The 19,409-nt window shown below is 69.0% G+C and carries 14 protein-coding genes and 2 pseudogenes; 11 read left to right on the forward strand and 5 right to left on the reverse strand.

Annotated features, from left to right (window positions below):
• The 10 genes and pseudogenes from SGFS_RS42950 to SGFS_RS42995 all read left to right on the forward strand — a co-directional run bounded on the left by SGFS_RS42950 (position 1) and on the right by SGFS_RS42995 (position 12,660).
• Entirely contained in the window at positions 1-1,542 is a 1,542-nt protein-coding gene (locus SGFS_RS42950) for a glycoside hydrolase family 43 protein (RefSeq protein WP_286260347.1), read from the forward strand.
• A 39-nt stretch (positions 1,543-1,581) separates the two neighbouring features.
• Positions 1,582-3,555, forward strand: coding sequence for a pectinesterase family protein (locus SGFS_RS42955; protein WP_286257793.1), 1,974 nt, complete (start codon positions 1,582-1,584; stop codon positions 3,553-3,555).
• 105 nt (positions 3,556-3,660) lie between these two features.
• Positions 3,661-5,010: an ABC transporter substrate-binding protein gene (locus tag SGFS_RS42960; RefSeq protein WP_286257794.1), complete on the forward strand. Its 1,350-nt coding sequence runs from the start codon at positions 3,661-3,663 to the stop codon at positions 5,008-5,010.
• 120 nt (positions 5,011-5,130) lie between these two features.
• Entirely contained in the window at positions 5,131-5,934 is an 804-nt protein-coding gene (locus SGFS_RS42965; protein ID WP_286257795.1) for a rhamnogalacturonan acetylesterase, read from the forward strand.
• A gap of 56 nt (positions 5,935-5,990) precedes the next feature.
• Positions 5,991-7,298 (forward strand): pectate lyase family protein, encoded by a 1,308-nt coding sequence (locus SGFS_RS42970; protein ID WP_286257796.1) that lies wholly within the window; start codon positions 5,991-5,993, stop codon positions 7,296-7,298.
• Positions 7,298-8,416: a pectinesterase family protein gene (locus SGFS_RS42975; protein WP_286257797.1), complete on the forward strand. Its 1,119-nt coding sequence runs from the start codon at positions 7,298-7,300 to the stop codon at positions 8,414-8,416. Before SGFS_RS42970 ends, SGFS_RS42975 begins: the two co-directional genes overlap by 1 nt.
• A gap of 1 nt (position 8,417) precedes the next feature.
• Entirely contained in the window at positions 8,418-9,458 is a 1,041-nt protein-coding gene (locus tag SGFS_RS42980) for a pectinesterase family protein (protein WP_286257798.1), read from the forward strand.
• A pseudogene (locus SGFS_RS42985) lies at positions 9,445-10,603 on the forward strand (dienelactone hydrolase family protein). The gene SGFS_RS42980 and the pseudogene SGFS_RS42985 overlap by 14 nt, the downstream one beginning before the upstream one ends.
• Positions 10,604-10,640: 37 nt before the next feature.
• Positions 10,641-11,753, forward strand: coding sequence for a right-handed parallel beta-helix repeat-containing protein (locus tag SGFS_RS42990; RefSeq protein WP_286257799.1), 1,113 nt, complete (start codon positions 10,641-10,643; stop codon positions 11,751-11,753).
• 109 nt (positions 11,754-11,862) lie between these two features.
• The gene (locus SGFS_RS42995; RefSeq protein WP_286257800.1) at positions 11,863-12,660 is read left to right on the forward strand and encodes an HAD family acid phosphatase; all 798 of its coding nucleotides are present in this window, start codon (positions 11,863-11,865) and stop codon (positions 12,658-12,660) included.
• Positions 12,661-12,754: 94 nt separating this feature from the next.
• Here SGFS_RS42995 and SGFS_RS43000 read toward each other — a convergent pair.
• A pseudogene (locus tag SGFS_RS43000) lies at positions 12,755-13,822 on the reverse strand (glycoside hydrolase family 43 protein); the annotation flags it as partial.
• 247 nt (positions 13,823-14,069) lie between these two features.
• Between SGFS_RS43000 and SGFS_RS43005 the strand changes: the two are divergent.
• Positions 14,070-15,224: a right-handed parallel beta-helix repeat-containing protein gene (locus tag SGFS_RS43005; RefSeq protein ID WP_286257801.1), complete on the forward strand. Its 1,155-nt coding sequence runs from the start codon at positions 14,070-14,072 to the stop codon at positions 15,222-15,224.
• Between the two features lie 107 nt (positions 15,225-15,331).
• On the opposite strand, the gene SGFS_RS43010 is transcribed toward SGFS_RS43005, so the two are convergent.
• From SGFS_RS43010 to SGFS_RS43025, 4 genes are all read right to left on the reverse strand, one after another.
• Positions 15,332-17,014, reverse strand: a complete 1,683-nt coding sequence (locus SGFS_RS43010) for a rhamnogalacturonan lyase B N-terminal domain-containing protein (protein ID WP_286257802.1) — start codon at positions 17,012-17,014, stop codon at positions 15,332-15,334.
• A 55-nt stretch (positions 17,015-17,069) separates the two neighbouring features.
• A complete protein-coding gene (locus SGFS_RS43015) occupies positions 17,070-17,903 on the reverse strand; it encodes a pectate lyase (protein WP_286257803.1) in 834 nt (277 codons plus the stop codon).
• 83 nt (positions 17,904-17,986) lie between these two features.
• Positions 17,987-18,856, reverse strand: coding sequence for a hypothetical protein (locus SGFS_RS43020; protein ID WP_286257804.1), 870 nt, complete (start codon positions 18,854-18,856; stop codon positions 17,987-17,989).
• Entirely contained in the window at positions 18,853-19,407 is a 555-nt protein-coding gene (locus SGFS_RS43025) for a SigE family RNA polymerase sigma factor (protein WP_286257806.1), read from the reverse strand. Before SGFS_RS43025 ends, SGFS_RS43020 begins: the two co-directional genes overlap by 4 nt.
• Positions 19,408-19,409 lie beyond the last annotated feature (2 nt).

Here is a 19,409-nt window from a genome sequence, read left to right on the forward strand (position 1 = left end):
ATGTCCACGAGCGCGCCCGCCTTCTCCGCCGACCAGGGCGACGGCACCTACCGCAACCCGGTCCTCGACGCCGACTGGTCGGACCCCGATGTGCTGCGCGTCGGCGACGACTTCTATCTGACCGCCTCCAGCTTCGGCCGGGTCCCGGGTCTTCCCCTGCTCCACTCCCGGGACCTGGTCAACTGGACGCTCGTCGGCCACGCGCTCCAACTCCTCGAACCCGCGAGCGAGTTCAGGGTCCCGCGCCACGACTGCGGAGTCTGGGCGCCCTCGCTCCGGCACTTCGACGACCGGTTCTGGATCTTCTGGGGCGACCCCGACCACGGCATCTACCAGGTCAACGCCCCCGAGATCAGGGGACCCTGGACCCGCCCGCACCTGGTCAAGGAGGGCAAGGGGCTCATCGACCCGTGCCCGCTGTGGGACGAGGAGACCGGCGAGGCGTACCTCGTGCACGCCTGGGCCAAGTCCCGCTCCGGTGTCAAGAACCGGCTCACCGGGCACCGGATGCGGCCCGACGGCACCGGCCTGCTCGACGAGGGCAAGGTGATCGTCGACGCGGACCGGCTGCCGGGCTGGTTCACCCTGGAGGGCCCCAAGCTCTATCACCACGACGGCTGGTTCTGGATCTTCGCCCCCGCCGGGGGAGTGGAGACCGGCTGGCAGGGCGTCTTACGCTCCCGCGAGTTCTTCGGCCCGTACGAGGAACGGATCGTCCTGGAGCAGCACGACACCGAGGTCAACGGCCCCCACCAGGGCGGTTGGGTGCGCACGGGGGGAGGACAGGACTGGTTCCTCCACTTCCAGCAGCGGGGGGCGTACGGCCGGGTCGTCCACCTCCAGCCGATGGCCTGGGGTGACGACGGCTGGCCCGTGCTCGGCGCCGCGGGCGCCCCCGTCGCCCTACACGACAAGCCGGCGCTGCCCGTGCAGCCGCTCGCCGCGCCCGCCACAGACGACGACTTCCCCGGCGGCCGCTTCGGACGGCAGTGGCAGTGGACCGCCAACCCGCAGGACGGCTGGGCCACCCAGCACTCCGGGGACGGGCTGCGGCTGACCTGCGTACGCCATGTCGACGCCCATGACCTGCGGAAACTGCCGAACGTGCTCACCCAGCGGCTGCCGGGCGTCCCGGCCGTCGTCGAGGTGGGGCTGCGGCTCGACAGCGAGGAGCCGGGGGCGCGGTCCGGGCTCGCGGTGCTCGGCGACGCCTTCAGCTGGATCGGGCTCCAGCGAGGTGCCGACGGGACCGCGCACCTCGTCCACCGGTTCGCCGAGACCGTCGCCGAGCGGGAACGGGACGCCGGCCGTCCGCGCCCGGCGCCAGAAGGCCGCGCCCGGCTGCGGATCGAGACCGGCGCCGGGGCGCGCTGCCGCTTCTCGTACGACGTGGGGGAGGGCTGGGAGCCCTCGGGCCAGGTCTTCGCCGCCACCCCCTGGCGCTGGGTCGGCGCCCTGCTCGGCCTCTTCGCGGTCGCGCCCACCGGCGGGGGCCACGCCGGGGCGGCCACGTTCACGCACTTCCGCATCACCCGCTCGTAGCCCGACGCACGCCATCCGTACCGCCTGTTGGGAGCCGCAATGACGCACCTCCGTAGCAAGCGCTTGCCAGGCAGGGGGAGATCCCTCGCCGCCGTCACCGTGCTGGTGGCCTCGTTCGTCGTCGGCGCGTTCACCCCCGCCGAGGCCGCTCAGCCCGCCGCGGCTCCCCGGTGGGCCGACGAGCCCCATGGCTTCGCGTCCCTCGCCGGCGGTACCACCGGTGGCGAGGGAGGGAAGGTGGTGACGGTCACCGACCAGGTGTCCCTGGTGAGGTACGCGTCCGCTGCGGAGCCGTACGTCATCCGGGTCAAAGGGGCGATCGACGTCGAGCCCTTCGGTTCGGACGTGGTCGTGGCCTCGAACAAGACCCTGATCGGCGTCGGCGACACCGGCGAGATCGTGCACGGAGAGCTGCACCTGGGCCCCGGCACCAGCAACGTCATCATCCGCAATCTGACGATCCGCGACTCCTACGTCGAGGGCGACTGGGACGGCAAGACGACCGACTTCGACGCGATCCAGATGGACACCGTCGACCACGTCTGGATCGACCACAACCGCTTCGAGCACATGGGCGACGGGCTGCTCGACATCCGCAAGGACAGCCGGTACATCACCGTCTCCTACAACCAGTTCAAGAACCACAACAAGGCCTTCGGCATCGGCTGGACCAGCAACGTCCAGACCGAGATCACGGTGGACCACAACTGGTTCAGCGGCACCAAACAGCGCAACCCGTCCGCCGACAACTGCGCCTACGCGCACCTCTACAACAACTACCTCTCGGCCCAGGTGACCGACGGCGACCCCGTGTGGACGTACGGGAACTGGTCGCGCGGCAGGACCAGGATGGTCATCGAGAACAGCTACTACGACGGCGTCCAGCATCCCTACCAGGCGGATGCCACAGCCGAGTTGGTGCAGCGCGGGTCGATCCTGAAGAACGTCAGCGGGCGGCAGGACGTCTGGGGTGAGGCCTTCGACCCGAGGGACTTCTACGCCTACCGGCTCGACCCGGCCGCCGCCGTGCCCGCGCTGGTCACCCGCTTCTCCGGGCCGCAGAAGCGGATCGGCACGAACACGACTCTTCAGGTCCCGGGCGCGTATCCGACCGTGCAGGCAGCCGTGGACGCCGTGCCCGACGGCAACGACGGCACGGTCACGATCCGGATCGCGCCCGGCACCTACCGCGAGCAGGTCCGCATTCCCGCGGGCAAGCCGAAGTTGGTGCTGCAGGGGACTGGACAGGATCGCGCCGACACCGTCATCGTCTACGACACGCCCGCCGCGTACGGCGGCTCCAACGGCAGCGCCACGGTACGGATCGCCGCGAACGACGTCACGGCCCGCCACCTCACCTTCAGCAACGACTTCGACGAGGCCGCGCACGAGCTGAACGGCGAGCAGGCCCTCGCGATGAAGACGGTCGGCGACCGGATCGTCTTCGAGGACACCGCGTTCCTGGGCAACCAGGACACCCTGATGACCGACAGCCCCCGGCTCGACGTGATCAGCCGGGTCTACATCCGCGACTCGTACATCGAGGGCGATGTCGACTTCATCTACGGCCGGGCGACCACGGTCATCGAGCGGTCCGTCATCAAGGCGCTGAGCCGCGGCTCGGACACCAACAACGGCTACATCACGGCCGCCTCGACCTGGAAGGACAACCCGTACGGATTCCTGATCACGAAGTCGAAGGTGATCAGCGACGCGCCTGCCGGGTCCTTCCACCTCGGCCGGCCCTGGCACCCGGGCGGCGAGCCCGCCGCCATCGCCCAAGTGCTGTTCCGCGACACCGAGTTGCCCGCCGCGATCAAGTCCGCGCCGTGGACCGACATGAGCGGCTTCTCGTGGAAGGACGCCCGGTTCACGGAGTACCGCGCCTACGGGCCGGGCGCGGGCGCGGGCGCCGACCGGCCGCAGCTGCCGGCGGCGGACGCGGGGACGTACACGGTCGGCAAGTACCTGGCGGGCGTGGACGGCTGGGCGCCGCACACCGTCCGGCGCTGAGCCCGGCGCGCCTCGAAGAGGCCCCCACAACTCCAGGCCCTACAGCCTGCGACCCCCCACAACTTCATAAACCCTCAGTTGGATCCAGAAGAAGAGAGCCGTTCAATGAAGATCAGCAATCGCAGAAGCAGGCGTGCCGCCGTGGCCGTCGCCCTGGGTTCCGTGCTCGCGCTGACCGCCACCGCGTGCGGTGACGACGGCAGCGGGACGGGCGGCGACAAGGGCTCCGAAGGCAGCGGCAAGGGCAAGATCGTCTTCTGGGACAACAACGGCGGTGTGCGCACCGAGATCTGGAAGGAGATCATCGCCGACTTCGAGAAGGCGAACCCGGACATCGACGTCGAGTACGTCGGTATCGCCTCCACGGAGTACCAGTCGAAGGTCGACACCTCCATCCACGGCGGCGGTCTCCCCGACGTCGGCGGTGTCGGCGCGGCGATGATCGCCGGGATCGCCGCGCAGAGGGCGCTGGAGCCCCTCGACAGCCGTCTCTCCAAGTCCTCCCTGAACGGCAAGCTCAACGAGGCCATGGTCGAGTCGCTGAAGTCGGCCGGTGGCGGGGACGAGCTGTACTCGATCCCGACCTCCGCCAACAACGGCGTCCTCTACTACCGCACCGACCTGTTCAAGAAGGCGGGCCTCGACGCGCCGACCACCTGGGACACGTTCTACGAGGCCGCGGAGAAGCTCACCGACAAGAAGAAGAACGAGTTCGGCTACACCATCCGCGGTGGCGCCGGCTCGATCGCCCAGGCGCTGGACGCGATGTACGGCCAGTCCGGCATCACCTCGTTCTGGGACGCGAGCGGTGAGAAGACCACGGTCAACGACCCGAAGAACGTGGCGGCGCTGGAGAAGTACGTCGGCCTCTACAAGAAGGTCACACCGGCCGCCGACCTCAACAACGACTTCACCAAGATGGTCGCCCAGTGGGACTCCGGCACGATCGGGATGCTCAACCACAACCTGGGCTCCTACCAGGACCATGTGAAGGCGTTCGGCGACAAGTTCCGGGGCATCCCGCAGCCCACCGGGCCCGGCGGCAAGCGGGTCCAGGTCTCCAACCCGGTCGACGGCATCGGTCTGTTCAAGAGCTCCAAGAACAAGGAAGCGGCCTGGAAGTTCATCGAGTTCGCCACCTCGCACGAGGAGAACTCCAAGTTCAACGAGTCGGCGGGGCAGGTGCCGGCCAACACCGAGGCCGCGAAGGACGCGTGGATCTCGAAGGCCGAGCCGACGAAGCTGGCCGCCGAGGCGCTGAGCGACGGGTCCACGACCATCGTGCAGTTGCCGTACTACCTGCCGGACTGGAACACGATCTCGAAGACGGACAACGAGCCGGCGTTCCAGAAGGTGATGGATGGCCAGACGAGTGCGAAGGACTTCCTCGACTCGCTCGCCGATCAGCTGAACGAGGCGCAGAAGGAGTGGAGCGAGCAGAAGAAGAAGGGCTGACAACTCGGTCCGGTTCGTCTGTGGCCGGCTGCGGGTTCGGTTGTGGCTGGTCACGCAGTTCCCCGCGCCCCTGAAGAGGGGCGCGGGGGCACCATCCCCACTCTTGAAAGGCACCCGCACGTGTCCCTCACCCGTAGACAGGTCACCACCGCGGCCCTTGCGGCCGTGCCCCTCGCCCTCGGCGCCACCGGGCCCGCGTACGCCGCCTCCTCCGGCGGGGCCCGCCGTGAGCGCACCGTCTTCATCGCCGGTGACTCGACCGCCGCCCAGAAGTACGCCGACGCCGCGCCCGAGACCGGGTGGGGCATGGCGTTCCCGTTCTTCCTCTGTTCCGGACTGGCCGTCGCCAACCACGCCGTCAACGGGCGGAGTTCGAAGAGCTTCATCGACGAGGGGCGGCTGGACGTCGTCCTGGAGGCCATCCGGCCCGGTGACCTCCTGATCATCCAGTTCGGTCACAACGACTCCAAGGTCGCCGACCCCACGCGCTACACCGAGCCCTGGAGCACGTACCAGGACTACCTGCGCCAGTACATCGACGGGGCCCGCGCCCGGGGTGCCCGCCCCGTGCTCGCGACCTCCGTCGAGCGCAGAAAGTTCGATGCGGGCGGCAACGCCGTGCCGACCCACGGCGACTATCCGGCAGCGATGACCGCCCTCGCCGAGGAGGAGGGGGTCGCGCTCCTCGACATCCAGGCACTCTCCATCGCCCTGTGGCAGAGGCTCGGCGTCGAGGAGACCAAGAAGTACTTCAACTGGACCGCCACCGAGCAGGACAACACACACTTCAATCCGCCGGGGGCCATCGCGGTGGCTCGGCTGGTGGTGAGTGAGCTGCTGCGTCGCCGGGTGCTCGCCCGGCGGGATGTACGGCGGCTCGACGAGGAGATCCCCGAGTCCTGGATCACCTGGCCCCAGGCGTAGTCCCCCCCCGCAGAACCGCCTCAAGAACCCCCTTGCTTCGAAAGGAACCCGCACCCATGCGTCCCCGTATCTGGCATGCCCATGTCATGACTTCCGTCGTCGGCTGCACCGCGCTCGTGCTCGGCGTCACCGGGACCGGCGTCGCGTCCGCCGCCCCGCGTGATCTCGGTCGGGAAATTCTCACCACCGGTGACGGGTGGGGCTCGGAGGGCGCCGGTACCACCGGTGGCTCGGCCGCCGACGCCTCGCACGTGTACACCGTCACCACCTGGGCCCAGTTCAAGGCCGCGCTCAGGGACGGCGGAGACGCGCCGAAGATCATCAAGGTCAAGGGCATGATCGACGCCGTCTCCCAGGGCTGCGAGGCCTTCGTCGCCGGGGGATACGACCTCCAGCAGTACCTCAAGGACTACGACCCGGCCGTCTGGGGCAACGACAAGGTCGCCAGCGGCCCGCAGGAGGACGCGCGGGTCGCGTCCGCCGCCAACCAGGACTCGGAGATCAAGGCCGCCGTCCCCAGCAACACCACCATCGTCGGCGTCGGCAAGAACTCCGGCATCCTCGGCGGCAGCCTCCAGATCAAGGGCGTCTCGAACGTCATCCTGCGCAACCTCACCATCGAGGCCCCCCTCGACTGCTTCCCCAAGTGGGACCCGACCGACGACAACAGGACCGGCAACTGGAACTCCGAGTACGACGCCGTGGTCGTCTACGGCACCGATCACGTGTGGATCGACCACAACACGCTCACCGACGGGCGCTACCCCGACAGCGAGCGGCCGGTCTACTTCGGCAAGGTCTTCCAGCAGCACGACGGGCTCACGGACATCGTGCGGGGCTCCAACTACGTGACCGTGTCCTGGAACCGCTTCCAGAACCACGACAAGAACATGCTGATCGGCAACGGCGACGGCCTCGCCACCACCGACGCGGACAAGCTCAAGGTCACCATGCACCACAACCGCTTCGACGGGATCCTGCAGCGTTCCCCGCGGGTGCGGTTCGGACAGGTCGACGTCTACAACAACCACTACGTGGTGACCGAGGAACAGAAGGACGACTACTACATCTTCGGTGTCGGCATCCGCTCGCAGCTCCACGCCAGTGACAACGCGATCTCGCTGCCGTCCGGCGCGAGCGTGGGCAAGGCGCTGAAGAAGTGGAACGAGTCCCCGCTCACCGCCCAGAACAACTACGTCAACGGCAAGCTGACCGACCTGATCGCCGTCCACAACGCCGAGGTCCCCGGCGAGATCCTGCAGTCCGGTGCCGGGTGGACGCCGACCCTGCGCAAGAAGGTCGACTCGCCGCGTGCCGTGCCGGGCATCGTCGGCGCCCACGCGGGTGCCGGAAAGGTCTGCTGATGAGCGCCCGGCCGGCCGGGATCGGCAGACGGTCGTTCGTCGTGGCGAGCGTCGGCGCGGCGCTCGCGCTGGGCGTCACACCCGACGCCCGTGCCGCGCGGGCACGCTCACCCTTCGGGCGGTACGGGTCACCGGCCGCCCGGCTCACCGAGCGGACCCTGTACGTGGACGCGGGCGGCGCCGGTGACTTCACCACCGTCCAGGCCGCCGTGACCGCCGCGAGCGGGAGTGGGTACACGCTCGTCATCGCGCGCGGCGTCTACCGGGAGACGGTCGCCGTGAGCACCGCCCGTACGGAGATGACCTGGATCGGGGCCTCGGGGAACGCCCGTGACGTGGTCGTCGTGTACGACAACGCGGCCGGTACCCCGAAACCCGGCGGCGGCACCTACGGCACGACGGGCTCGGCGACCACTCTCGTGCAGGCCGCCGGGTTCACCGCCCGGGACATCACCTTCGCCAACGACTGGCTGCGCGCCGACCACCCCGAGATCACCGGCACCCAGGCCGTCGCCATCAAGGTGCAGGGCGACCGGTCGCTGTTCGACCGGTGCCGCTTCCTCGGACACCAGGACACGCTCTACGCCGACTCGATGGCCCTCGGCACGTTCGCCCGCCAGTACTTCCGGGACTGCTACGCCGAGGGCGACGTGGACTTCGTGTTCGGCCGGGCCACCGCCGTCTTCGAGCGCTGCCACTTCCACACCCTGACCCGCACGGACCTGACCGGGGCCCCGTACGGGTTCGTCTTCGCACCCTCCACCGCGGGGGCCAACCCGCGCGGCTATCTGGTGACCGGCAGCCGCGTCACCAGCGAGGCGCCGAACGCCTACTACAAGCTGGCCCGCCCCTGGGTGCCCAGCTCCGACACCACCGCCCGGCCCATGCTGACCGTCCGCGAGACCCGTCTCGGCGCCGGCATCGACGCGGTGGCCCCCTACACCAACATGTCGGCCGGCTTCCCCTGGCAGGACCAGAGGTTCGCCGAGTACCGCAACACCGGCCCGGGCGCGGTGATCTCGATACCGGAGAACCGCCCCCAGCTCACGGCCACGGACGCCGAGGCCCACACCCGCGCGGTGTACCTCGGCGACTGGACCCCGCTGAAGGGATGCTGACATGCGCCGGCGCACACTGCTCACCGGGTTCGCCGGCGGCCTCGTGGCAGCCGGCGCCACCCCCGCCTTCGCAGCGGAACGGGAAGCCCTCCGCCGGGTCCTGCACGTCCGGCCCGGCGGCTCGGTCCAGGCCGCCGTGGACGCCGTCGACGGCCCCGGCTGGACGATCGTCGTACACCCGGGGACGTACCGCGAAGTCGTCAACATCCCCGCGAGCAAGGGCGACCTGACGCTTCGCGGTGCCTCCCGCGACCCCCGCGCCGCTGTCATCGTCTTCGACCGGGCCAACGGCACACCCCGCCCCGAGGGCGGTACGTACGGCACCGCCGGGTCCGCCACCTTCACCTCGGCGGCGCCCGGGCTGACCGTACGGGACCTGACCCTCGCCAACGACTGGCTGCGCGCGGACCACCCCGACATCACCGGAACCCAGGCCGTCGCCGCGTACGTCACCGGCGACCGGTCGCACTTCGAGCGCGTACGGCTGCTCGCCCACCAGGACACGCTGTTCGCGGACACCACCGCCCTGACCGCCTTCGACCGGCAGTACTACCGGGACTGCCACATCGAGGGCGACGTCGACTTCGTGTTCGGGCGGGCCAGGGCCGTCTTCGAGTCCTGCCACTTCCACACGCTCCAACGGGACGTGTCCTTCACCCCCAAGGGCATGGTGTTCGCCCCCGCCACCGCCCGCGCCAACCCCTACGGCTTCCTCGCCCTGCGCGGCCGGATCACCTCCGGCGCCGAGGACGCGGCGTACAAGATCGCCCGGCCCTGGGTGCCCTCGTACGAGACGACCGCCTGGCCCTCCCTGGTCGTGAGGGACACCTGGGTCGGCCCCGGGATCGACGCCGTCGCCCCCTACACCAACATGCGCGAGGCCTACCCCTGGCAGACCATGCGCTTCGGCGAGTACGCCAACTCCGGCCCGGGCGCGGTGATCTCGGTACCGGAGAACCGGCCCCAGCTCACCGACGCCGAGGCCCGGCTGCACACCAGGCGCACCTATCTCGGGGACTGGAGACCCGATGGGTGCCCGTGACCCGGTGGGGCGGCGGGCCTTCGTGGTGGGGACGGGGGGCGGCGGCCCTGTTCGCCGGGGCGGGAGCCCAGCCGGCCGTCGCCGCGGAGGTGGGCGCCCTCCCCGACTTCCATCCCCTCCTCAAGGACGAGCTGCGCTTCCCGCTCGCCTGGGGTACCTCCCCGATCCGCGACTTCCGCACCTGGCGGCGGACCGCCCGCGCGAAGGTCGAGGAGCACCTCTTCGTAGGCCGGGACGACACCCCGTACGACCCGGAGTTCGACGAGCGGCGCGGCGAAGGCGACGGCTACACCCGTGAGCTGGTCACCTTCTCCCTCTCCCGCTACGGCCGGGCGCGCGCCGCCCTGCTCACCCCGCAGGGCAGCGGACCCTTCCCCGCCGTCCTCCTTCTGCACGACCACGGAGCCAAGTTCGACATCGGGAAGGAGAAGCTGGTCCGGCCCTGGTACGACGACACCCGGCAGGCCGCCGCGCAGGCCTGGGCCGACCGGTACTTCAGCGGACGGTTCGTCGCCGACGAACTGGCCCGGCGCGGCTACGTCGTCCTCGCCGTGGACGCGCTCGGCTGGGGCGACCGGGGCCCGGTCGCCTACGACCAGCAGCAGGCCCTCGCCGGCAACCTCTACAACCTGGGCTCCTCGCTCGCCGGGCTCATGGCCAGGGAGGACGTGCGCGCCGCGGGCTTCCTGGCCGGGCTCGACCGGGTGGACCGGCGCCGGGTCGCCGCCTTCGGCTTCTCCATGGGCGCCTTCCGGGCCTGGCAGACGGCCGCGCTCAGCGACGACATCGCCGCCGCGGCGAGCGTCTGCTGGATGACCGGCCTCAAGGAGGTCATGGTCCCCGGCAACAACATCCTGCGCGGCCAGTCCTCCTACTACATGCTCCACCCGGGGCTCTCCCGGTACCTCGACTTCCCCGACGTGGCGAGCATCGGAGCCCCCAAGCCGATGTTCTTCCTCAACGGCGGGCTCGACCCGCTGTTCCCCGCCGACGGCGTTCGCGTGGCGTACGACAAGCTGCGCGCCGTCTGGGGGTCCCGCCACGCCGAGGAGCGGTTGCGCCTGAAGACCTGGCCCGACCTGGGCCATGAGTGCACCGCACCCGTGCAGGACGAGGTCTTCGACTGGTTCGACCTCGTTCTGTGAACCATCCCCCACCCGCACGAGAAGGGAACCGCTCTCCATGTCTCGTCGTACCGCCCTCGCCACCCTGGCAGCCCTGAGCCTCGGTGCCGGCCTCGCCGTACTCCCCACCCAGGCGTACGCGGCCACCGTCGTCGTCAGCAATTCCACCGACCTGTCCAACGCCATCAAGAACGCGACCGCCGGCACCACCATCCAGGTGCGCGGCGGCACGTACTACCCGACGGCGACCCTCCAGTCGACTGCCAACGGCACGTCCTCCAGCCGGATATACCTCCAGCCGTACGGCTCCGAGACCGTGAAGATAGACGGCTCGAACCTCCCCGACGGCGACTGGATCTTCAAGCTGACCGCCGACTATTGGACCGTCTCCGGCATCACCTTCCAGAACTCGCCGGACAGCGCGGTCGTCTGCCAGTCCTGCGCCTCCACGGTCTGGGACAACATCAAGACCATCAACGGCGGTGACTCCGGCTTCACGCTCACCGGCGACAGCACCACCAACAACACCGTCCGCAACCTCGACTCCTACGGCCACTACGACCCGGCCAACCACGGCGAGAACGCGGACGGCCTCGCCATCAAGTTCGGCTCCGGCAGCGGCAACCTGGTCACCGGCGCCCGCCTCTACAACAACTCCGACGACGGCCTGGACTTCTGGTCCTTCTCCTCGCCGGTCACCGTCGAGCACACCTGGGCCATGGGCAACGGCAGGAACCGCTGGTCGGACTCCGCGTTCGCGGGCGACGGCAACGGCTACAAGCTGGGCGGGGACGGCGAGGTCGTCGCCCATGTCATCAACAACTCGGCGGCCTGGGACAACGCGGGCAACGGCTTCACCGAGAACAGCAACAAGGGCGCCATCGCCATCAACCGCACCACCGCCTACGCCAACGGCAAGTGGGGCTACTACTTCGCCACCGGCGCCGGCCGGCTCGGCAAGAACCTGGCGGTCTCCAACGGCAGTGGCTCGGTGAGCAAGGGCTCGTCGGTCGTGTCGTCCGGCAACAACTGGGACTCGGGCATCTCGACGCCCGCGTTCCGCTCCACCAACGCCTCGACGACGTTCAACGCCCGCCAGTCGAGCGGGGCGCTGCCCGCGACCACATTCCTGACGACCGGCAGCACCACCATCGGGGCCACCATGGACTGACCGTCGGCCCACCGCCCCGGGGCGCTTGACCCGATTTTTGCCCGTGAACGAGGTCTCGATCAGGCAACGGGTCTCGCGCCCACCGGGGTGACGCGCGTAGAAACCTGTCATGCATAAGTCACTGCGTTTCACGGCGATCGCCGCGGCCTGTGCCGTCGCCGGTGCCGGTCTCTACGGCGCCGGCGCCGCCACGGCCGGACAGTCCACGGCCAACTCCACCCACGAGCCCTACAACATCGGGCTGCTGGTCAAGGACATCGACACCTATTACGGCACCACGCTCGACAGCGCCGGCGTGTACCAGGCGTCCAAGGACAGCCCGTACGCCAAGGACCTCGCCGCCCTCGACAAGGCCGCGAAGAAGTACATGGCCGAGGCCGCCAAGAAGGCGAAGAAGAAGGGCAAGAAGCCCGCGGTCGTCTTCGACATCGACGACACGTTGCTGCTCAGCCTCGACTACGAGAAGAAGACGAACTACACCTACAACTCGACCACTTGGGCCGAGTACGTGAACAAGGCCGACCGCCCGGCCGTCTTCGGCAGCCCCGAGCTGGTCAAGTACGCCAAGAAGAAGGGCGTGACGGTCTTCTACAACTCGGGCCTCGCCGAGGCGCAGCGCTCCGCCGCCGTCGACAACCTGAAGAAGATCGGCGCCGATGTGAACCTCGACGCCGACCACATGTTCCTCAAGGACAAGGCGAACCCGCCGTCCTATCTGAGCGCCTGCGCCACCCCGGGCACCTGGACCTGCACGACGGTGCAGTACAAGTCCGGCACCCGCAAGCACATCGAGAAGGACCTCGGGTACGACATCATCGCCAACTTCGGCGACCAGTACACCGACCTCGAAGGCGGCTACGCGGACAAGAAGTACAAGCTGCCGAACCCGACGTACTTCGTCAGCTGAGTTGCCGTGCGCGTTGCCGTGCCCCCGCCCGGTCCTCGGGCCGGGCGGGGGCACGGCCGGATGGCGCGGGCGCGCCCGGACCTCAGGACCGCGCCGGGCTCACCGGATAGGCGGCCAGCAGCCGCTGGTACTCCTTGCGCGTCACCGGGATGACCGTGCCGTGGCGGGGGCTGCTCGGCAGTTGGTAGTTCTGCGAGGGGGTCCACCTGCCCGAGTCGAGGTCGGTGGTCTCGAAGGGGAGGTAGCCCCGGCCGCCGTACTCGTCGATGAACAGGTACCACTTCTCCTCGGTGTTCGACTTGAAGACCGTCGGGCCCTCACCGCGGTCCATCGCGCCGCTGCCGATGCAGTCCGCCACGAAGTCGTACTTCGTCGAGGTCAGCGACGTCGACTTCTCCCCGGTGACGAACTTCGCGCAGGGGCTGGAGGAGGTCGGGTCGCGCTCGTCCTTGGTGTAGCGGTAGTAGGTGCCCTTGTGCTCGACGACCGTGGAGTCGATGACCGAGTAGCCGGGGTCGTTCCAGACCTTGGGCGCGCTGAAGGTGCGGAAGTCCTTCGTCGTCGCGTACAGCATCTTGTTGTACGTCGAGCCGGTGTGGTCCGGGTCGTCGTCGGCGTACAGCTTCGACGCCCAGAAGACGACGAACCTGCCGAGTTTCCTGTCCCAGTAGGCCTCCGGAGCCCAGGTGTTGCCCGCGTTGTCGGGGGACACCTTCACCAGGCGCTGGTCGGTCCAGTGGACCAGGTCCGTGGACTCCCAGACCATGATCGACTTGCTGCCGTGCCGCTGGACCTGGTCCCAACTGCCGCTGCTGTTCTGGTACATGCGCAGATCGGTCGCGATCATGTAGAACCTGTCGCCCTTGGGTGAGCGGATCACGAAGGGGTCGCGCAGGCCCTTCTCGCCGATGGTGGAGGTGAGCACGGGCTTGCCCCCGTTCAACTCCCGCCAGTGCAGGGCGTCGTTGCCACGGCTGAGGGCGTAGCGGATCTGCTCGCCGTCCGCGGTGCCCTCGCCGGTGAAGTAGGCGAAGAGGTAACCGGCGTACTTCGCTCCCTGTTTCTGCCGGTCGGCGGAGTGGGCCGGAGTGGGGGGCGCGGCCAGCAGGCCAAGGAGGAGGGCCAGCAGAGGGAGCATGATCGTGCGGGCGGTGCGACTCATGACACATCCTGTGGGGGTCTGGTGGATTGTGTTGGTTGTGCTGCCCTCGGAGTGTCATCAGTGGGGCTGGGGGCGTCAATCGGTGTACGTGTGAAGAGTTGAGTGAAAATTTCGAACGCTTTCGCCATGGACGCGGCAACCTTTCCCGCCCGGGCGGCGACCAGGAAGCAGAAGCGGGCCGGGGCGGCCCCTCCGGCCCGCTTCGTTCCTCGTCTTTCTGAGACCTGTCCCCGAGAAAGGAACGCCCGTGCGTCAGAGCATCGGACGCCATCGAAGAACCGGGACCCTGTCGATCGCCGCCGCCGTGGCCGTCGCCGCGGGTGCGGGCGGGGTCTACCTCGGCCTCTCGGACGACGGCGCCGTGGCCGCCGCCTCCACGGTCACCGTCTCCAGCACCGCCCAGCTGGAGTCGGCCGTCGCGAGCGCCGCCGCCGGTACGGTCATCCAGGTGCGCGGTGGCACGTACAAGCCGGCCAAGACCCTGAAGTCCACGGCGAACGGCACCGCCTCGGCGCGGATCACGCTCACCGCGTACGGCAGCGAGAAGGTGCGGATAGACGGCTCCAGGCTCGCCGCCGGCTCCTGGCTCGCCGGGATCTACGGCGACTACTGGACCGTCTCGGGCATCACCTTCCAGAACTCCCCGGCCCAGGGCTTCGTCGCCACGTCGTCGGTCGGCGGCGTCTTCAAGAACCTGGTCACCGCCGACAACGGCGACTCCGGTTTCACCCTGCGCGGCGACGGCACCACCGGCAACCTCGTGCAGAACCTCGACAGTCACGGCAACTACGACGCCGCGAACCACGGGCAGAACGCCGACGGCATCGCCGTCAAGTTCGGCTCCGGCACCGGCAACAGGATCACCGGCGCGCGGCTCTACGACAACGCCGACGACGGCCTCGACCTGTGGCAGTTCTCCTCGCCCGTCACCATCGAGCACTCCTGGGCCTTCGGCAACGGCAGGAACCGCTGGAACGACTCAGCCTTCGAGGGCAACGGCAACGGCTTCAAGCTGGGCGGCGGCGGAGCCTCGGTCGCGCACGACGTCAACAACAACGCGGCCTGGGACAACACGCTGCACGGCTTCACCGAGAACTCCAACACCGGTGCGATCCGGCTCAACCGCAACACCGCGTACGCCAACAAGGAGAACGGCTTCTATTTCGCGACCGGGAAAGCCAGGCTGGCCCGCAACCTGGCGGTGGGCAACGGGTCGGGGAAGTCCAGGCTGGGCTCGGGCACGGTCTCGGCCGCCAACAACTGGGACAGCGGGGTGGCGACACCCGCGTTCAAGTCGACGAACGCCGCGACGGCGTACGGCTCACGCGAGTCGGACGGTTCACTCCCGGCCACCACGTTCCTGACCACGGGCGTGACGACCATCGGCTCGATCATGAACTAGCCTGCGGCCAACGGAAAAGAACGCCCCCGCCGGTCGTCACCGGCGGGGGCGCTCCATGTGCCGACCGAGGGGGGCTCAAATCGGCACCAGCCGGCCTTGAGGGGGGCTCAGGCCAGCAGATCGATGCAGTCGAACGAGGTGCCCGGGCTGAGGAACGCCGTGCCGCTCGAACCACTGACTATGTTGATCTTCAGGACGTTGTACTCGCCGGCGTTCGTCTTCCACGCGGCGGCGGGCACGTTGTAGGTGAACGTGTGGTTGTTGCCCCGGTACGAACCCGTCGTCAGGGAACGCGTCGAAGGCTGTTTGGGTGCCGTAGGGACGGCCGACACCCACTCGTTAATGGTCACTCGCGGACGCCCGTTGGAGAAGGCGTCGGTCACACCTATTCGCAGCGTGTGCGCGGCCGCGGCCTGCGCGGCGGTCAGCTTGAAGAAGATCTGCACACCGTCGTTGACGCCCTGCCAGATGTAAGCGGGGAACGACGCGGCCGCGTCGCCGCCGCCGAGCGTGACGTTCCCCGTCCACTTCGCCGCGCGGCCGTCGGAGGGGTGCGCGTACGTCATGAGCTTCGCGTTCTTGAACTCGCCCGGCGTGCCGTCCCAGTCGCCGAGTCGCCAGAGCGTCTTCGCGGTGGACGGATCACCGGAGATCGTGATGCTGTTCAGCGCGGTCGAACCGCCCGCCGTCACCTTCACCTCCCGGGTGTGCACGGCCAGCTCGCCCTTGTAGACGGTCAGCGTGTACGTACCCGGCAGCATCCCCTTGCAGGAGAAGGCACCCGTGCCGGCGGCGGCCTTCGCCCAGTACTGGGCGTACGCGTTCGCGAAGCCGACCGTGTAGGCGTACGTGGCGTCCATGCCCTTGAGGCCGACGCCCGCCACCCTGCCGCGCTTCGCCTTGCCGACCCAGCCGGTGATGCCGAGGCCGTCGACCCAGGAAGTGTCCAGCCTGTCGTGGGACAACGACGACGAGGGAGCCCCTCCGTCGGTGAAGGCGAGCACGTACGGGCCCTGGAGGCCGAAACGTTCCGGCTCCGTCTGTGCCTGGTTGTAGTGCAGGATCTCGTAGAGCCCGGCGCCCTTGTCGTTGGAGTGGCGCAGCAACGAGCGGTAAAAGGGGCCGCCGGAGGCCTTCTCGTGGTTGGAGCGGACGATCCACAGGCCGACCTTGCCGGTGGTGAAGCCGATGTGGTCGTAGTCGATGACCCGCTTTCCCGAGTAGTGCTTGGAGTGGGTCGTGCCGTCCGCGCGCTTCCAGACGTCCCCGGCCTCGATGACCTTGTCGGAGGCCTCGATCCAGGAGTCGGAGCCCTCGTTGGGGAACATCCCCGGCTTGAGGCGGACGAGGAAGCGGGTCGCCGTGAAGGAGGCGTCCGCCTTGTTCGTCCACAGGTAGATGTTGTTCTGGCCGCTGCGGGCCGCGTACCACTGGGTGATCGCGCCGTGCACGGCCTTGATCAGGATCGTCGACCCGGACTGCCTGAGGGTGACGGTGGAGGCCCCGAGCCCCGACTCGACGTGCGAGTGCTTGCCGCCATAGCCCTCGTACTCCTTGCCCCTGTGGACGAGTGAGGTGAGGTCGCCGGTGGTCTTGGAGACCTTGAAGACCAGGCCGGCGCCGGTGTCGACGACGAAGTTCCTGCCGTCGTCGGAGTGGCCGAAGCCGGCGGCGGACGCGGACGTCAGGAGGCCGGTGCCGCCCGCGACGGCGGCGCCGGTGGCGGCCACGCCGATCGCGGTGGCCCCGAGCACACGTCTGCGCGTGAGGCGTCTCTTGTGCGTGCTCAAGGGTGGTGCTCCGTCATTCTCGGAAGGTCGGCCGAAGGATCGTTTTAAAGATCACTTACTTGTACGTGATGTCAGATGGCTTGAACTTGCAGTTGGTTCCATCCGCACCGCTACCGAGTTGCCTGGGCTCCTCGCCGGAGCTGTTGCCCTGGAAGCGGGTGCACACCTTGAGCTTCTTCCTCGGGTCGCCGTGGATGCGGATCTTACTGAGCGTGGCGGTGTCGCCGTAGTTCTGGTTGACCCCTACCAGCGACTTCCCGGGCGCGGTCGCGTCGATGTCGCTCACGGTGATCGTCCGCTTGTACTGCTTCCCGCAGTTCCCGCAGGACCGCACGAGCTTGCCGAAGTTCCGCACCTTGAAGCCCGTGATGCTCAACCTGCCGGCGCCGTTGAACTGGAACACCTTGTCCGACGCCGATTTCGCGCCACCACCGATGACCTTGTACACGGCCTTCGACGACTTGCCCTTGAAGCTGGCCGCGTCCTCGCCGACGTCCAGCCACCAGACGTTCTTCAGCGTGCAGCTGCCCTTGCAGTGCACGCCGTCCGCGCCCGGCACACCGATGATCACGTTCTTCAGGACCGCGCCGTCGGCCAGCTCGAAGATGGGGTCCTGGCCCTCGTCCTGGCTGCCGTCGCCGAGCGCGCCCTTGCCGAAGAACTTCCTCAGCCTGCCGTCGTACGTGCCCGACACCTCGATCGTCGAGGAGACGGCCTTGCTGCCCTTGGCCGTGGGCCAGGTGACGGCGGCGGCGCCGGCCGTGGACAGCAGCGACGTCGTGGCGACGGCTCCGCCGGTGAGGGCGAGCGCGGCGACCGAGCCGATCACGGCCCGCCGCCTCGTGACCCGACGGCGGTGCCGAACGCGCTGTTCTGTAGGTGCGGTCATGTACCCGAATCCTTGGTGGTGGTGACTCCTGTGCCCTGTGGTCGCCACCGGTGCGGAAAGGGTTGCCGCGGCTTCAGAACTTTTTACGAATCGCCTTCGTCTGTCGAGTCGTCGTCGTCCTGGCCCTCGAAGTCGCCCGCCACCGCGTGGTCTTCACCGTCGGCCTTCGCCGTCATCGCGTACGTGTCGGCGCCCGCGTCACGGCCGCCGCGCTCGTGGTTGTACTGCCCGGCGAACACGAACTCGCCCTCCGGGACCGTACGACCGTCCTTGAGCACCCAGGTGAAGACCAGGAAACCGTCGTCCTCGGCGATCGTGAGGTCGAAGTCCTGCTCCGGCAGCGAGCGCCAGGCACCGGCCGAGGAGACCCCGCCGGTCTCGGCGATCCGCAGCTGCACGGTCAGCTCGGTGAGCTTCTCGCTCGTCTTCAGGGTGACATTGCTCTGCGCCCAGAAGTCGTTGCTGTGCGGGTCGACCGAGCCGTCCGACCAGAGCGGACCGTCCTCCTCGCCCGCCGACGTCGACAGCTTCGGCGGGGCGGGGGCCTTCGTCTCCGGGGTCTTCGGCGGCGTCGAACCGGCCTTCTTGTCCGCGTCCTTGCCGGTGGGCTTCGGGTCCGGGGCCGGCTGGACGGGCGCTCGGCTCGTCGCGTTCGGGGACGGCTCCGGGGTCGGCGACACCGTGACCGTCCGGTCGGCCGGTTCCTGCTCGCCCTTCACCGCCGAGGCGACGGCGTACCCGCCGATCCCCAGCAGGGCGGCGACCGCGGCCGTCGCGCTCACCACCCGCACCCAGCCCCACAGCGGCGGACGCGTCGCCTTCCGGCTGCGCCGACGCTCCTCGGGGGTGACCATGCCGCGCTCGATCCGGGCCAGGATGCGGGCGCGGTCGGGCTCATGGGACTCGGCTGCCTTGTGCAGCCGGGTCCGCAGCTCCTCGTGCACGTCCGTCATCGGTCCCTTCCTCCGCCACTCACCGCAGTATGCATCCGCCGCGGCGCGTCCGCGGGGCCGAGCAGCTTCTGCAGCTCGGCCATGCCCTTGGACGTCTGGCTCTTCACCGTACCGACAGAGACTCCGAGGGCGAGCGCCGTGTCCTTCTCGGAGAGATCGAAAGCATGCCGCAGCACCACACAGGCCCGCTTGCGGAACGGCAGTTTGCGCAGCGCCGACTGGACGTCGATGGCGCCCGGTATGTCGGGGTTCTCCGTCTTCTCCTCGCGCTGCGACCAGAACAGCGTGATCCGTCGCCGCTCCCTGACCGCGCTGCGGATCCGCGTGCGGGCCAGATTGGCGACGACGCCACGGGCGTACGCCACCGGATGGTCGGCCGCACGCACCCGGTCCCAGCGGTGCCACATCGCGAGCAGGGCGTCCGCGGCCAGGTCGTCCGCGGCGTCCGCCTCGCCCGTCAGCAGGTGGGCGAGCCGGGACAGTTCGGCATAGTGTCGTTCGAAGAAGGCGTGGAACTCCACGGAGGCTGCGTCGTCGACGACAGTGCCCACGG

The organism is Streptomyces graminofaciens (assembly GCF_030294945.1).
Classification (GTDB): domain Bacteria; phylum Actinomycetota; class Actinomycetes; order Streptomycetales; family Streptomycetaceae; genus Streptomyces; species Streptomyces graminofaciens.

Bases quoted from the DNA above. Each gene is read 5' to 3' on its own strand.
- SGFS_RS43015 (WP_286257803.1), bottom strand. From the start codon at position 17,903: ATGACCGCACCTACAGAACAGCGCGTTCGGCACCGCCGTCGGGTCACG.
- SGFS_RS42995 (WP_286257800.1), top strand. From the start codon at position 11,863: ATGCATAAGTCACTGCGTTTCACGGCGATCGCCGCGGCCTGTGCCGTC.
- SGFS_RS42950 (WP_286260347.1), top strand. From the start codon at position 1: ATGTCCACGAGCGCGCCCGCCTTCTCCGCCGACCAGGGCGACGGCACC.
- SGFS_RS43020 (WP_286257804.1), bottom strand. From the start codon at position 18,856: ATGACGGACGTGCACGAGGAGCTGCGGACCCGGCTGCACAAGGCAGCC.
- SGFS_RS42960 (WP_286257794.1), top strand. From the start codon at position 3,661: ATGAAGATCAGCAATCGCAGAAGCAGGCGTGCCGCCGTGGCCGTCGCC.
- SGFS_RS42990 (WP_286257799.1), top strand. From the start codon at position 10,641: ATGTCTCGTCGTACCGCCCTCGCCACCCTGGCAGCCCTGAGCCTCGGT.
- SGFS_RS42980 (WP_286257798.1), top strand. From the start codon at position 8,418: ATGCGCCGGCGCACACTGCTCACCGGGTTCGCCGGCGGCCTCGTGGCA.
- SGFS_RS42955 (WP_286257793.1), top strand. From the start codon at position 1,582: ATGACGCACCTCCGTAGCAAGCGCTTGCCAGGCAGGGGGAGATCCCTC.
- SGFS_RS42975 (WP_286257797.1), top strand. From the start codon at position 7,298: ATGAGCGCCCGGCCGGCCGGGATCGGCAGACGGTCGTTCGTCGTGGCG.
- SGFS_RS42970 (WP_286257796.1), top strand. From the start codon at position 5,991: ATGCGTCCCCGTATCTGGCATGCCCATGTCATGACTTCCGTCGTCGGC.